Source organism: Kitasatospora sp. NPDC087314, assembly GCF_044744365.1.
GTDB lineage: Bacteria > Actinomycetota > Actinomycetes > Streptomycetales > Streptomycetaceae > Kitasatospora.
Genome location: NZ_JBIUYE010000005.1, coordinates 370,825 through 385,555 on the forward strand (window position 1 = coordinate 370,825; position 14,731 = coordinate 385,555).

Here is a 14,731-nt window from a genome sequence, read left to right on the forward strand (position 1 = left end):
CCGAGCGGTGGCCGCGCATTGGCGGCTGATCGCGGGGCGGCCAGCGTTCGAGCGGGCGGATCTGCGGCGGCGGAACCGGGAGGCGCGGGAGCGTACCGGCGCAGCAAAAGCATGGTTCGGGGATCCGGCGTTCCGACGGGGCCAACCGGCGGGCAGAGGAGTCCTGTGCCCGCCGGTTGGTGGCGCTCGACGGCAGCCGTGACAGCCGGGAACGGGAGGCGCTCGCGGCCTTGCGCCGGCAGTTCATCGATCGGGCGGTCGCCAAATCGCCGTTGGGTCCGGAGGAGGTCAACGGCATTGGTGACGGGCTTGTCCGCGATCTGGCCGCGCAGGGCATCCGCACGGCCTCCGACTTCACCCGCATCAGCTACGAGAAGGCGCCCAACGGCCGTGGTGGGACGGTGGTGTGGATCCACCGAACCAGTGGAGGAAAGGTCCACATCAACGGCATCGGCGAGCACCGGGCCCGGACGCTGATGGAATGGCGGGACGCGACCATGGCCCGGGCCGAGGCCCGGGCGCCGCAGCAGCTTCCTGCGGACGAGCGCATGCGCGTGGATCAGATCATCGCCGAGGAGCGGCTGCACCTCCAGCACGAGAAGGAGGAAGCCGAACGGGCGGCGAACGCGGCCCGGGCCGAGGCCGGGCAGTTGCTCGCCGAGGCCACATCCCACCTTGCTGCGGCCGAGGTGGAGGCGGAGGCGGCTGCGGTTCTCCGGCGTTCCGAGTTCGACGAGATGGCGGAGCGTCTTCTCGTCCTCCAGGCGGAACTCCGGCTCCACATGGACCAGCACGACAGCGTCCGGCCGGGCTTCCGGCTGCGCCGGGCGCAGGCCCGGGTGCTGCGGCCGGTGCCGCAGCACCCGGTGCTGCGGAGCGCCCGTTCGTCCCGCCTCAGCGTGCGTCGATGTCCTCGGCGCCGCAGGACCTCGGAGCGGCTGCTGCTGCGGGAGACGTCTCTCCTGAGCCGCGGGCCCGGTTGATCTGGCTGCTGCCGATCAGCTGGTTCACGCTGACGGCGTTCCTGGGATTCGGCGAGAGGTTCACGGGCCAGCTGTGGGTGGAGGTAGCCGTCCTGCTGGTGGCCTTGGCGATGGTGGTGTGGCTGTTGCGCCTCTGGGTTCCCCGGCGGCGGATGGGTACGGCACAGCCCATGCCGCCCGGCTCCGCCCTGACGACCTGGGGCGTGTTCGTGGGGCTGGTCGCGTTTTGAGGGTTCCTCGACCCGGCCGGCGTCGGTTCTGGCATCGGCTGGTTCGGGACTGTCCTCTCGGTGCTCTTGCTGATCACGAGCCTCGGCCGGCGGGAGGACTGACCGGGCGAGTCACTTGATGAGGTGGTCGAACTCCCCTGCCTTCACGCCGCAGAGGAACGCCTTGAGCTTGTCGGGGGTGGTGGTGATGATCGTGTCAGGGTCGTCGCTCTCTCGGATCTTGACGGCGCCGTCAGGGCCTCCTGCGAGGTAGATGCAGTTGGCGGTGTCGCCGCTGAACGAGGACTTCTGCCTGAACGGCCATCATTGTTCCCGTCTCAAGTGCTCTGGGAGATGCGGCGAATGAGGTCGCGCGACGCGTCAGGCTTGAGCGCGCTCGCTTCCAGCCGATCCAATACGGCTCGATACTTGATCAGCTGCGGCTCGGTGTCAATGAACTCGAATCGATCCCCATCGACCTGGACGCTGTCCAACCGTGAGACCTCGGCGGCGAAGTACACGATTCCGGCGCCGGAACTGGGGTAGCTGCCGGTGCCGAACGGAATCACCCGCAGGTCAACGTGAGGGTGCTCGCTCATGGTCAGCAGGTATTCCAGCTGACCACGGGCAACCTCCGGACCACCGAAGCCCATGCGCAAGGCGGTCTCATGGACGATTGCCGACAGCGGGATCGGCTGCTCGCGGAAGAGTAAAGCCTGTCGCTTGATGCGATGAGAAACAAGGTGTTCCACTTCGGGTGGCGACAAGGGTGGGACTACATCCCGGAAGAGCGCACGTGCGTGCTCAGGAGTTTGTAGGAGGCCGGGGACGTGAACCACTGAGGCGATCCGCATCCACTTCGCATGGTGCTCGACTTCCGCGAGGTCGAGTGCTCCGGCCGGGAGGATCTCGCGGTACTCCTCCCACCAGCCTCGGGTGCGGCCGCCGGTCATTCGGGTCAGCGCCTCGATCAAGGCATCGTCCGCGCAGCCGTAGAGACGGGCGAGGGCCCGCACCCGGTCCGCGCTCACCGGGTATCCCCCGGATTCGATGTTGCTGATGCGGGATTGCTGGGTGCCGTGGAGTTCCCCGGCTCGTGTGACCGACAACCCTGCCTTCTCGCGCAATCGACGCAACTCTGTGCCGAGTCGCCGCTGCCGGATGCTCGGCGGGATCTTGCTGGGCGGCATTCACTGTCTCCTTCCCTTCGCCCGCTGTGGCCGACGCCCCTCACTCGGTGGAGTGGTAGTGGAATGGATCCCCCAGGGCAATGGACTACATACCACCGAATGGCTACCTTTGATTGAGCGTCAGGACAGCACGCTACCTGGGGTGGTGCGGCGTCCAACTCTCCTTTGGATAGGAGACTTCCATGGCTGCTGCGCCCTCGCAAAACCCTCGCTCGCTGTTCGACCAGGAGCTGTGCGGGCTCGTGCTCGACACCGCGCCCAGGCTGTTCGCCGTGGTCCAGGTGTGTGGCGACGGTCGTGAGGACTCCGACGGGTGGGTCGTGGCCTGGGGGTTCCTCGACAGCAACGGGCCGACACGCGTCTTCGGTATCGATGGGCGAACGTGGATGACTCTCGCGTCGCCCGAGCGTGCCGTGCGCCATTTCGCCCGGCGTCCCGGGATCGCCGCGCGGCTGGTCTGGCTCGCGCAGCCAGGTGTCGCCGTACTCGACCGGGGTGAAGCCGCCTGAGCTTGCCAGTGCGCGACGTCGCTGGTCCGTCAGGGCTTGCTGCCGCGACCGTCGTTGTCGGTGGGTGGCGATAGCATCCGGTGCGGCAGGGCGTGGTTGACGATACACCAGGAAAGCGGGTCCGCTGTGGGATTCCCTTCGAGTGACATGCTTGCAGCGATGGGGAATCTCCTCATGTACGAGGCGCTCGGCAGGAGGTTCCGCACGCGCCATCCCGATCTCGCTGAGCGTCTTCAGGTGCCGCAATCGCCGACGCCGCACCTGTCGGTGCCGTTGAACGGGGGGCGTTCCGTAGTCCTCGCCCAGATGCGTTTCGCCAAGCCGTACGACTACACCCCGGTCTGGGCGGTCGTGGGTCCGAAGGTCTCCGAGCCGCCTCGCATCTGGTACGGCACCACGGACATGGACGTCCTCGTAGACGCTCTCCATGCCCGGGCCGTGGCCGAGCTCGAAAGCGAGGAAGAGCAGACCCCGTGGAGGTGGGATGAGCCCGCGATCGGAGAGATCGTGGCGCTCGCGGACGACCTGGCGACCCACGGAGCGGACGTGCTCATGGCCGTGGCGCAGAACAGGTGTCGCGCGGTGGAGGCTGACCGTGGCACCAAGGCCGAGTACTTCGGGAGTGACCAGGGGGACTTCGTCGTCGTCCAGGGCCTGGGGTGCTTGATTAGGGTGTCCCGCAAGCCGTTGTCGGGGTGGAGTGCCAGCGTCCGGGCCGACGGGGGAGGGGTCTGGCAGCCGCTCGACCTGGGCGGTCTCCTGTTCGGTGAGCCGTCAGTCGTTCCGGGGGTGGAGCCCGACCGCGTTGACCGGGCGAAGTTGGCAGAACTCATTGCGGATCTGGTCCGCCTGCCCCGTGTGGTCACCGGGGAGGACCGGGCCCTCAGCCGGGACGGCCTGCCCGAGCAGCGGTCGCAGGCGACCGACAGGCCAGCGCGTTCGGTGCTGGTCGAAGGCGCGGCACGGGAGTTGGCCCGGCGGGGATTCGCGGACGTCGTACCGGACGACACGTGCAGCCGACTTGAGTCGGGAACCTTCCACATCGAGTGGTGGAACCGTTCGAAGAGCATGGGCCTCGGGGACGTGCAGCGGCTTTACGGCGCGGCCGCTGTGCAAGGCCGACGTCTGATGGTGCTGTCGGAGAGCTCTGCCACGAAGCCTGCTTGCGCCTTCGCGGACCAGGCGAAGGCCTTCATCTTCACGGTCGATCCCGAGGGGCGCGGTCTCCACTCCTGCAACGACCTCGCCAGGGAGGTCATCCTCGACAAGTCGAGCTGGAGCCCGGCGTGAGGCCTGCTGGGCGGCCAGCCGTGGTGAGGGCGGAAGTCGTCCGGCCTCCTGGCCCACAGGCCTGTTTGTCAGAGGCAGGGCCTATTGTGCGTGCAGGATCTCTGAGAACGAGGGGTGGGAGCGGTCCGTGCAGGACGAGTACCAGGAGTTTCGGCTGCGTTTGCCCAACGGCGGGCCTGTGGCGCGGGGGCGGCTGCTATCGGAGAAGGGCAGTAACGGGAGTCAGAAGTTCCTGGTGTACGCGGGGGCGCCGGCCCGGGGAAAAGTGGTTCCATCCTTCTCGGTTCGGAACGTGTCCTCGAATCGCCTTCGGACACAGCTGATCAACGACGGGAAGCTGCGGCCCTCCGAACGCTGGCCTGGGCACCTTGAACTGGTCGAGGACGTGGAGTGTGGCTCGCCGTCCGCCGCCGCCGAGATCCTGATGGGCCGCGCGGCCAACGGGTGGTCGCGGTGGCGGACGGAGGACGACAGGCCGCTGTCGGAGTTCATGCCGGGCGTCTGGGTCGGCCCCAATCGCGCCTGGCTGGTTCGCGGCTCCAACGTCTCCGGCCTCGACCTCGTCCAGCGGCTCTGGCTGCCGGAGGGCCTGGTCACCCTCGCGGCGTCCCGGCTGCGGCAGGGCGTCGGGCAGGGCACGAGCAAGGAGCAGCTGCGCGCGTTCGTCCAGGAGGACTACGAGTCCACAGCGACGTACAGCCAGAAGCAGGATCTCGTCGAGGCGCTGCACGCCTTCCTCTCCCGGATCAAGCCCGGCGACACTGTGTGCACCATCTCCGGTGGCCGGCTCTACGTGGGCGAGGTGACCGGACCGGCGGAGCAGACGGCCTCGGACGATGACCGGTCCAACCTGCGCCGGCCCGTCGAGTGGCAGAGCGAGGGGTACGCGTACTCCGACCTGCCCGAGGAGCTCCAGCAGAAGCTCTCCGTGCAGCACGACGTCGTCGACCTTACCTCCGTGCAGGCCCTGATCAAGGGGCTCGGGGTGAGCGACCAGGAGCTGGAGGAGGAAGCCGAGGCCATAGAGCGCGACCCGAGTACGGAGATCCTCATCGCCCGGCGCGAACTGGCACTGCCCGAGCCGACCCCCGAGCTTGCCGAGGAACTGCTCGTCCACGACGTGGAGTGGCTCCAGGAGGTCCACGATCTCCTCTGGGACGAGCGTCAGTTGGTGCTCTACGGGCCGCCCGGCACGGGCAAGACCTATCTCGCGCAGAAGCTCGCGGAGTTCCTGGGCGGCGGCCCCGAGCAGGTCAAGCTCGTCCAGTTCCACCCCTCATACGCCTACGAGGACTTCTTCGAGGGCTTCCGTCCCAAGGAGGACCCGGAGACCCGCGAGGTCGCCTTCCGTCTCACCGCCGGCCCGCTTCGCGAACTCGCGGACCTCGCTTCCCGCGAGGGCAACCGGCACGTGCCGCACTTCCTGATCATCGACGAGATCAACCGGGCCAACCTGGCGAAGGTCTTCGGGGAGCTCTACTTCCTCCTGGAGTACCGCAACAAGGCCGTCCGGCTCACCTACTCCGGTGACGACTTCGCCCTCCCGCCGAACCTCTTCATCATCGGGACCATGAACACCGCCGACCGTTCCATCGCCCTGGTCGACGCGGCGATGCGGCGGCGGTTCGCGTTCGTCGAGCTGTCGCCGCGGACGGAGCCGACCAGCGGTCTGCTGCGGCGCTGGCTCGCGGCGCAGGAGCGCGACGACGAACCGGCCGATTTGCTGGACGCGCTCAACGCCCGAATCGACGACGCGGACTTCCGGATCGGGCCCTCGTACCTGATGAAGTCGGGTGTCTATCGCGATGGCGGGCTGGACCGCACCTGGCGGACCAAGATTCTTCCCTTGCTGGAGGAGCACCACTACGGCGAGGGCGTCGACATCGAGAAGCGCTACGGCCTCGACGCGCTGCAAGCCGAAGTGGCCTCGAAGCGCTCAAGGTTCGTCATGCAGCCCGGCGACATCGTCTGGGAGGACCAGCCCGAGCCCGGCGCAGAGTCGTGACCGTCGTCCACCTGACCGAGCACGCCCAAGCGGTGTCCGTTCCGCTCCCGGACGCCGCCGGCCGGGCCATTGCCGCCTCCCGCATCCTCGATACGGCCGCCCCCGATCCGTACCGGACGGGCCACTGGACACTGCGGGCCGGCAGCAAGGTCGGCGCGGTGAGCCTGGCGGTCCCGGGCGGCGATTCCGTCGCCCTGCGGATCACTCCCAAGGTGCCGATCGCCCGCCTCTTCTTCCTGATCGGCTACAGCCTCGACCCGCGCGGCTGGCGGGACGGGGACGTCGAGGTCGGCGACCACGACGAACTCCTGCCGGCCCTCGCTCACGCCGTGGAGCGTCAGGTGGACCGGGCGCTGCGACAGGGCCTCCTCCAGGGCTACCGCACGGTCGAGGACAGCGCCCTTGTAGTCCGAGGCCGGATCCGTGAGGCCGAGCAGATACGTCGCCGGTTCGGCGCCGCCCTGCCCGTGGAGATCGCGTACGACGAGTTCACCACCGACATCGCGGAGAACCGCCTCCTGCGCGCCGCGGTCGAACGCTTGCTCCGCCTGCCCGGCGTACCCCAGGACGTGCGCCGCCGCCTGCTGCACCAGCGGGTGCGCCTCGCCGACGTCACCCCGCTGGTGCGCGGCCAGGACCTTCCCGTCTGGCACGCCACCCGCCTCAACGCCCGCTACCACCACGCGCTCCATCTCGCCCGTGCTGTCCTCGGCGATTCGTCACCCGAGCACACCGCCGGCGAACTGCGCATGGACGGCTTCCTGTTCAACATGAACAAGCTCTTCGAGGACTTCGTGACGGTCGCCCTGCGCGAGGCGTTCCGGGGCACGGACCGCACCTGCCGGCTCCAGGACCCACACCACCTCGACGAGGCCGGTGAGATCCGCATGAAGCCCGACTTCGTCCTGTACGGCTCGGAGGGGGCACCGCAGGCCGTGGCCGACGCCAAGTACAAGGCCGAGAAGTCCGGCGGCTTCCCGGACGGCGACCTCTACCAGATGCTGGCCTACTGCACCGCCCTCGGCCTGCCGGACGGGCACCTCGTCTACGCCAAGGGCAACGCCCCGCACGCCGCCCATCGAGTGCGGCACGCGGGCATCGTCATCCACCAGCACGCGCTGGATCTCGACCGGGGGCCGGCCGATCTTCTCGGTGAAATCCGTTCCCTGGCCTGGCAGATGACCCCGGGGGCGACGGTATGATCACGATCGGAACAGCCGCCAGGGGGTAGGGAGTCCGTCGGTGCCGCAGCTCGCGTTCGCGAACAGCTTCTGGGAGAGCTACGACGTCCTGGAGAAGCCCGTCAAGGCCGGCGTCCGGAAGGCGATGCAGAAGTTCCAGCAGCTCACCGTGCCCGAGCTGCACGCGGACAAGGGCCTGCACCTGGAGTCCGTGGACAAGGCGCGCGATCCGCGGATGCGCACGATCAGGATCAGCGACTTCTGGCGCGGCGTCGTTCTCGCCCCCGACGACGGCAGTGACGTCTTCCTGCTCATCAACGTCGTTCCGCACGACGACGCGTACACCTGGGCGGCCAAGCGGCTCTACACCGTCAACACGGCCACTCGCGCCCTGGAGGTCCGCAACGTCGTCGCCATCGAGCAGCTGACCCCGGCTCTTGAGAAGGCGGCGACGACCGCGCCGACGCTGCTGTTCGCAGAGCACTCCGACACGGTGCTGCGGGACCTCGGCATCGACGACCAGGTACTGCGGGCGGTGCGGACCGTGGTCGACCGGCCGCAGCTGGAGGCGTTCGGGACGCTGTTGCCCGAGGACCAGTTCGAGGTCCTGCAGTTCCTGGTGGAGGGTTACACGCCGGAGGAGGTGTACCGGGACGTCGTGGTCGAACGGCGCGCGGCGGCCCCCGTCCCGGAGTCCGAACAGAGTCTGGCCGCGGCCATCGCCAACACCGCCAGCCGCATCACCCTCGTCTCCGGCCCCGGCGAGCTGGCCGACATCCTAGAGAAGCCGTTCGCCGCGTGGCGGGTCTTCCTGCACCCCTCGCAGCGACGGGTCGCCTATCGGGCTTCCTACCGCGGCCCCGTCCAGGTCACCGGGGGCCCCGGCACGGGCAAGACGGTCGTGGCCCTGCACCGAGTCAAGCACCTGCTGTCCAGGTCGCCCGACACGCGCGTCCTGCTCACGACCTACACCAATGCGCTGGCCGCGACCCTGCGGGAGAACCTGGCCCTGCTCCTCGACGGCGACGACGAGCAGCTCGCCCGGGTGGATGTCACGACGGTGAACGCCCTCGCGCACCGAACGCTCACCGAGCACGTGGGACGCGTGCCCGCGATCATCGGGGACCAGGAGGAGCGGCTCGTCTGGCAACGGATCAGCAAGCGGCTGGACCTCCCGTGGACCGAGCAGTTCCTGGCGCAGGAGTACCGGCACGTGGTCCTGGCCCACGACCTGCGCACCCTCGACGACTACCTCGCCTCCGACCGTCCGGGGCGCGGCAGGTCGCTGCTGACGGGGAGACGCAAGCTGCTGTGGCCGGCCATCGAGCTCTTCGAGGCCACGCTGAAGGCGCGGGGCTCGGTCACACACCTCCAGGTCTGCGCGCAGGCGGCCCGGGCGCTCGACGGCGCGGCGGCGCGCTACGACCACGTCGTCGTCGACGAGGCGCAGGACCTCCACCCTGCACAGTGGCGGGTGCTGCGGGCGGCTGTCGCATCCGGCCCGGACGACTTGTTCATCACCGGTGACCCGCACCAGCGGATCTACGACTCGCGGGTGTCGCTGGGCTCGCTGGGGATCCAGGTGAAGGGCCGCACCAGCCGGCTGCGCATCAACTACCGCAGCACGGAGGAGATCCTCGCCTGGTCGACCGGGATCATCGGCTCCGCCGCGGTCGAGGACCTGGGCGGCGAGGGCGCGGACAGTCTCGCGGGATATCGCTCGCTGCTCCACGGCCGCAGGCCTCATGTGGAGGGCCACGGCTCCGAGCAAGCGGAGGTTGCCGCGCTCGTGCAGCGGGTCGAGAGGTGGACAGCCCAGGGAATCCGTTCGGCTGACATCGGTGTCTCCAGCCGCTTCAACGTGTTGCTCGACAAGGCCTACGACAGGCTGGCCGCTGCTGGTGTGCCCGTGGTGCGGGTCAAGGACGGTCCGGCGCCGGACACCGACGGTGTGCGGCTGGCCACCATGCACGCCATGAAGGGACTTGAGTTCCGCGCGGTGGCAGTCCTCGGGGTGAGTGCGAGCGCCGTGCCGTTCGCACGGGAGATCACCCCGGTAGAGGTGGACGAGTCGCAGCACGAGACGGACATGCTGCGCGAGCGGTGTCTGCTCTTCGTGGCCTGCACCCGCGCGAGGGAGGCACTCGCCGTCTCGTGGAGTGGGTCTCCGAGTGTCTTCCTGCCCTCGTTGGGCTGAAGGAGGGGGTCAGTCGTCCTCGGCGGAAGGGTTCAGAGCACCGTTCGTGAGGCCCTCACGAGCGAGGTCGGTCGCCTGCTGACTGAGCTGCGCGAGTCGGCGGGTGCACGCTTCGACCTCCTCAAGCGCGCGGAAGGCTGCGCCGTATTGGCGTTGGGCCTCGATTCCCATCTGGGGGATGCGGGAGCCGCGGGTGTCGGTGCGGAAAGTGCCGCTGCTGCTGGTGGAACGGCGCTTGTTGGCAGGGCTGACCAGGAACCCGTGCAGATAGTCGGTGTCCAGGTGTTCGCTGACGGAGACCGGCTCGCCCGCGGCGTACTCGACGAGTCCGGCGCGAGCGAGGTCGGCGACGCTGACCGATGCGGTGTCGAGCGTGCCCGGTCCGCCTCCCGGGGCGAGTCGGGGCAGCAGGGCGTCCAGGGCGTGGAGTTGTTCCTGCAACTGGTCGCGGAGAGCCGTGTATTCGACGAGGTGGTCTCGGTTGACGCTGCCGATGTGGGTGGCTGGGGTGAGATCTACGGTGTCGTCCAGCAGGTCGATGAGGGGGACGTCGACGACCTGGCCGGGTTCGGGGGAGAGGGGCCCGTCCGGCGCGTTGGCTGTGAGGTCCACCATGCGCACCGTTCGGGCGGCGTGACCGTCGGGGCGGACGAGGACCCACAGGTGGACAGGAAGGGTGTGTGCGGTCGCGCTTCCGGCGGGCAGGGCCACGACCTGGGTCAGGATGCCCCGACGGACGAGTTCCGCGCGGATGCGACGGCCGGCCTTCCGATAGGCGACGGAGGCCGGCATCACCATGACGGTCCTGCCGCCGGGAGCCGTGTGGGCGTACGCGTGCTGGAGCCAGGCGAGCTCGCTCTCGGCACGTGAGGGTGTGCCGAGTTCCCAGCGCGCGTCGAGGAGGAGGTCTTCACGCCCCCAGTCGGGCGAGGCCACCGGCGGATCACAGACGACGAGGTCCGCCTTGAGCCCCGGCCACTTGTCGTTGCGCAGCGAGTCTCCTGCCCGGATCTCGGTGTGCGTACGTCCGCTCAGCCCTGCGCGGAGCCGGGCGAACTCGGCCGTCGAGGCGTCGATCTCCTGACCGTACCGGGCCGGGCCGACCGCCGGGCCGGCGGAGAAGAGCAGAGTGCCGATTCCGCAAGCCGGGTCCAGGATGGTCGCGGTGTCCGAGACCGGGCCGGCGAAGTGCCGCACCGCCCGGACGATCCGTGGGGAGGACATCTGCTCGGAGCCGGCCCGGCGGGTGAGGTCGAGGAAGCGCTCCGTGAGGGCGTCGATCAGCTCGGCTCCGGAAGTGTCCTGCGCGATGTCGAGGGCCTGCCGGGAGATCTCCGGGCCGAGGCGAGGTGCCTGTGTACCGTCCGTGAGCAGCCTGGCGACCGCCACCAGCCCCTGGACGATGTCGTCGCCGAACTCGCCGCGCAGGGATTGCCACAGTCGCACCTCGTCGGACACGTCGTGTCCCTTGCGTTGTTTCGCCAGCCAGGCGTTTACGTCGGTGAGCTTGAAGAGAGGACTGGTCGGTCCGCCCCCGGCCGGTGCCGGAAAGTCGTTGTAGCGGCGCCGCCAGTTGGAAACCGCGGCCCGTGTGACGCCGGCCAGCCGGGCGATCTCGGCACCGGTGATCAGCGGATCGGGGGCGGGGCGAGTGTCGTCCTTCATCCGGCCACCGTACACGGCTTGGCTGTCTTTCGGAAAGGTCATGCGTGTTGGCGGCGTACACATGCCTTCAGTCGGAGTCCCGTTTGCGCACATGATCGGAGTGCTTCAAGGCGGCGCTTGACGGAATTGGGTCCGGGTGTCGGTCGCACTCCGTACAGTGGGCGAAGCACTATGCACACGCCGCGGGGGAGCGCACACGTATGACGCAGGTCGAGCAGCCCTATCCGGTTTCCGAGCTACTGGCCGCCGTGCAGGCAGAGATCCGGGCGGAACGCCGCGACGACGCGAAAGAGGCGGAGAAGGCAGCGCTCTCGGACGGGCGGCCGGTGTCCGTGTCGGAGGGCCGTTACGAGTACCTCTTCGGTTGCCGCCGGTGGCCGGGCTCCTTCGATGGCAGCCCCGTCCTCGTGCGCCCCTCGCAGGCGCGCGGTGCCTGGATCCCCGGCGAGGCGTCCCCGATGCCGGACGGACAGGTCCGACTGGTGGTGGCCGAGAGCCTGCCGTCCGGGGCTCGCAACGTGCAGGTGCGGAAAGACGATTCGGCAGGCTTGCTGGTGCTCGCCGAACGCCTGGAGGCCGCAGGTACGGACGACGGCGGCATCCGGGTCGAGAGCGCCGGGTGGATCGTCGGACAGGGAGCACCGGCGGTGGGCCGGGTAGCGGATCCCGAACGGTGGGTAGCGGGCTGGCACGGACTGAAGCTCAACCCGCGTCAGCGGACCGCCGTCGCCCAGGCTCTCGCGAGCGAGGCGCTGTTCCTCTGGGGTCCGCCAGGCACGGGGAAGACCGATGTCGTCGGGCACATCGTGGAGGGCAACGTCCGGCAGGGGCACAATGTCCTGTTCCTGGCACCGACCAAGGTCGCCGTCGACCAGGCCCTGGAGCGGATCTGCGACCTCCTGAAGGCCGAGCCGGGTTTCACCGAGGGCCTCGTCCAGCGTGCCGGGGAGATCGAACTGTCATCGCTGCGCGAGCGGTACGGAGACTTCGTTGACCCCGCCCGGATCGCTGGTCGGGTCTCGGCGCAGCTGGATGAGGCGGTACGGACGGCGCGGGAGGCCCTGCAGCGTGCCCGTGCCGGCGTTGCTTTGTATGACGAAGTCCGGGAGCTGGAGCAGCGTCTCGCCGACGACCGGAAGGCCCACCAGAACGCGGCCGACTCCACCGGAACCGTGGAACGGGACGCCCTGCGGGCGGAGGCAGAAGCGGCCCGGCTGCGGCTGGCCATCAGCGAGGCGGGGGAGGCGAAGGGTTTCTTCGCCGGGCGAAAGGAGCAGCGGCTCGCTGCACTGCGGGAGGAACTCGCCCAGGCCACCGAGGCTGCCTTCACCTCTCAGTACGTCGGAGCGGCTGCCCGGAAGCAGGCGGAGGAACTGGCTGCCCGGATCAGCGCGACGAGCGGAAGCCTCGCGGGCCTCCGACCCCGACTCGTCGGTCTTCCCGCGTACGCGACGCTCGTCCACGAGGCCGGCACCTTGCAGGAGCGCATCCAGGATCTCGACCGGCAGCTCTCCCGTATCAAGCAGACCGTACGGTCTCGGTGCCGGGTCATGGGGGCCACAGTGGCCAAGGCGGTCCAGTCGCGCAAGCTGCTCGACCGGGTGGACGTCGTGGTGGTCGACGAGGCGGGCATGGTGGACCTGCCGTCGGCCTGGCTGGCCGCCAGCCTAGCCGGCAAGCGAATCGTCGTTGCGGGTGACTTCCGGCAGCTGCCTGCGGTCACCAAGGGGGACGGCGATCGGAAGGCCACGGAGGACGAACGTAGTCACTCTCGGTACTGGGCCGCCCGTGACGCCTTCCACGCCGCCGGCCTGGTGAGCGAGGAGGGATCTGTGCGCCAGGACCCCCGCCTGGTGGCACTGGACACCCAGTACCGCATGCGCGAGCCGATCTGCCGGCTGGTCAACGCCGTCGCCTATCCTGACGCGCCGCTCGCCACCGGCCGTGCCGACAGCAGCCGGATCCCGGCCAACCCGCTGATCGATGTCCCTGTGATCCTCGTCGACACTTCCGGACAGCGCATCCCGGGCCCCGACTACCGGGCCAACACCGTGAACGAGGCTGTCGTGCACGAGCTCGTCCGCGGCCTCCAGTACGAGGGGGTGCTTCCTGGCCGCAAGTGGGGGAGTGCCGAGATCGGAGTGGGCGAGCGAGCGACCGACCGGCTGGCGGTCATCGCGCCCTACCGCGCGCAGGTCAAGGCGCTCAAGGGAAGCCTGAAGTACCGGTTCGGAGAGGACTACGAAGGCCTGGTGGACACGATCCACCGATTCCAGGGCAGTCAGCGCCCGATCGTCGTCTTCGACACCGCCGTCGGTGCCGGAAAGGACCCCGGCATCTTCTACGCCGGAACCGGCCTTTCCTCGCAGACCTGTCGCCTGCTGAACGTTGCGCTCAGCAGGGCCCAGGACCACCTCGTCGTCGTCGCCGACGTCGAGCATCTGCGGAAGCACCTCAGCGTGCACAGCGAAGCCCGCGCCATGCTCGACCACCTGGAGAGCCACGCGCAGGTGATCTCGGCCGATCAGCTGATCCCGACGCGCGATGCCGCTCAGCTGTCGGTTCTGTCCGAAGAGGAGCTGGCACGTCCGGCCTTCTTCCCCGCTGACGAGGTGCAGAAGGCTGTGGAGTGGGACATCGCCCGGGCCCAGGCCAGCATCGAGGTCTATTGCGCCTTCCTGGATCCGCAGCCGGTGCGCCGTTGGTCGGGACTGCTCGGTAACCGCGTGGCCGACGGTGTACGGGTGGTCGTCCACACCCGGTCGCCCGAGGAACAGCGGGAAGCGACCGGAGCAGCCCGCCATCAACGGCAGATCGACATGCTCAGGGCGGCCGGCTGCGAGGTGAGCTTCCGCGAGCGGATGCACGAGAAGGTGCTCATCCTCGACAGCACCGTGCTCTGGCACGGCTCGCTCAACCTGTTCGCGAGCAGCGGCCCGACCGACCTGATGATGCGTTTCACCGACCCCGCATCCTGTGAGCGGGTCAGCCGAGTCATCGACCGGGCCCGTAAGGAGCGGGCTGCGTGGAACCCGCGGGCCGCCGGGGAGGCTGCCGGCAGCGTGAGGCCTGCCGCAGCCCGGCCTGCTGATCGCGGCGCGACTGGGACGGCGGGAATCCGCCCCGGGGACGTCATCGACGGGCGGCTCTACCTCAACGTCCCGTACGGGGAGAAGGATGAGGCCAAGGCTCTCCTCAAAGCCCGTTGGGACAAGCCGAACGGGCTCTGGTACGTCGACGCCGCGCGGGTGGCCCGGGAGCAGGCCGCCCGCTGGCTGCCGTGAGAAGAGGACGCGCGTGTCCAGCTGTGTTCCGGCAGCGGTGGGCGGCTCCTGCTGGCAGCCGCCCAGAGCGACGTCATGTCAATTGCGGAGCCGTAGTGCGCTTCAGGCGATGCTGGCGTCATCGCCGGGGTACGGTGCGGAGGGGGAGGCGGGATGGCGAGGGTGAACCTGTCGGCCGCGTGTATGAGCAGGTTGTAGCCCATCGGCGCGGCGAGACA

Annotated in this window: 10 protein-coding genes and 1 pseudogene; 8 read left to right on the forward strand and 3 right to left on the reverse strand. The window is 69.1% G+C overall.

Annotated features, from left to right (window positions below; all coding sequences use genetic code 11):
* Positions 1-179: 179 nt before the first annotated feature.
* Both ACIO5E_RS13705 and ACIO5E_RS13710 read left to right on the forward strand, forming a co-directional pair.
* Entirely contained in the window at positions 180-983 is an 804-nt protein-coding gene (locus ACIO5E_RS13705) for a hypothetical protein (RefSeq protein WP_400666936.1), read from the forward strand.
* Positions 980-1,213, forward strand: a complete 234-nt coding sequence (locus tag ACIO5E_RS13710) for a hypothetical protein (protein ID WP_400666938.1) — start codon at positions 980-982, stop codon at positions 1,211-1,213. The genes ACIO5E_RS13705 and ACIO5E_RS13710 overlap by 4 nt, the downstream gene beginning before the upstream one ends.
* Positions 1,214-1,324: 111 nt before the next feature.
* Here the strand turns inward: ACIO5E_RS13710 and ACIO5E_RS13715 are convergent.
* Positions 1,325-1,492 (reverse strand): annotated as a pseudogene (locus ACIO5E_RS13715) (DUF397 domain-containing protein); the annotation flags it as partial.
* Between the two features lie 38 nt (positions 1,493-1,530).
* Complete coding sequence (locus ACIO5E_RS13720; RefSeq protein WP_400666940.1) at positions 1,531-2,382, reverse strand: helix-turn-helix domain-containing protein; 852 nt, start codon at positions 2,380-2,382, stop codon at positions 1,531-1,533.
* Between the two features lie 182 nt (positions 2,383-2,564).
* Between ACIO5E_RS13720 and ACIO5E_RS13725 the strand changes: the two genes are divergently transcribed.
* From ACIO5E_RS13725 to ACIO5E_RS13745, 5 genes are all read left to right on the forward strand, one after another.
* A complete protein-coding gene (locus ACIO5E_RS13725; protein WP_400666942.1) occupies positions 2,565-2,891 on the forward strand; it encodes a hypothetical protein in 327 nt (108 codons plus the stop codon).
* 159 nt (positions 2,892-3,050) lie between these two features.
* Positions 3,051-4,181 (forward strand): hypothetical protein, encoded by a 1,131-nt coding sequence (locus ACIO5E_RS13730; protein WP_400666944.1) that lies wholly within the window; start codon positions 3,051-3,053, stop codon positions 4,179-4,181.
* Positions 4,182-4,308: 127 nt separating this feature from the next.
* Positions 4,309-6,186 carry a DUF4357 domain-containing protein gene (locus ACIO5E_RS13735; RefSeq protein WP_400666946.1) on the forward strand — a complete coding sequence of 626 codons (1,878 nt, stop codon included), beginning with the start codon at positions 4,309-4,311 and terminating at the stop codon, positions 6,184-6,186.
* Positions 6,183-7,388: an McrC family protein gene (locus ACIO5E_RS13740; RefSeq protein ID WP_400666948.1), complete on the forward strand. Its 1,206-nt coding sequence runs from the start codon at positions 6,183-6,185 to the stop codon at positions 7,386-7,388. Before ACIO5E_RS13735 ends, ACIO5E_RS13740 begins: the two co-directional genes overlap by 4 nt.
* 40 nt (positions 7,389-7,428) lie before the next feature.
* Positions 7,429-9,564, forward strand: coding sequence for a UvrD-helicase domain-containing protein (locus ACIO5E_RS13745; RefSeq protein WP_400666950.1), 2,136 nt, complete (start codon positions 7,429-7,431; stop codon positions 9,562-9,564).
* Positions 9,565-9,573: 9 nt separating this feature from the next.
* Here the strand turns inward: ACIO5E_RS13745 and ACIO5E_RS13750 are convergent, their stop codons facing one another.
* The gene (locus ACIO5E_RS13750; RefSeq protein ID WP_400666952.1) at positions 9,574-11,229 is read right to left on the reverse strand and encodes an N-6 DNA methylase; all 1,656 of its coding nucleotides are present in this window, start codon (positions 11,227-11,229) and stop codon (positions 9,574-9,576) included.
* A 200-nt stretch (positions 11,230-11,429) separates the two neighbouring features.
* Here ACIO5E_RS13750 and ACIO5E_RS13755 point away from each other — a divergent pair, with 200 nt between their 5' ends.
* Complete coding sequence (locus ACIO5E_RS13755; protein ID WP_400666954.1) at positions 11,430-14,513, forward strand: AAA domain-containing protein; 3,084 nt, start codon at positions 11,430-11,432, stop codon at positions 14,511-14,513.
* The last annotated feature ends 218 nt before the right edge of the window (positions 14,514-14,731 follow it).

Excerpts from the sequence above, each read along its gene's own strand:
- ACIO5E_RS13755 (WP_400666954.1), top strand. The coding sequence starts at position 11,430 with ATGACGCAGGTCGAGCAGCCCTATCCGGTTTCCGAGCTACTGGCCGCC.
- ACIO5E_RS13720 (WP_400666940.1), bottom strand. The coding sequence starts at position 2,382 with ATGCCGCCCAGCAAGATCCCGCCGAGCATCCGGCAGCGGCGACTCGGC.
- ACIO5E_RS13730 (WP_400666944.1), top strand. The coding sequence starts at position 3,051 with ATGGGGAATCTCCTCATGTACGAGGCGCTCGGCAGGAGGTTCCGCACG.
- ACIO5E_RS13725 (WP_400666942.1), top strand. The coding sequence starts at position 2,565 with ATGGCTGCTGCGCCCTCGCAAAACCCTCGCTCGCTGTTCGACCAGGAG.
- ACIO5E_RS13750 (WP_400666952.1), bottom strand. The coding sequence starts at position 11,229 with ATGAAGGACGACACTCGCCCCGCCCCCGATCCGCTGATCACCGGTGCC.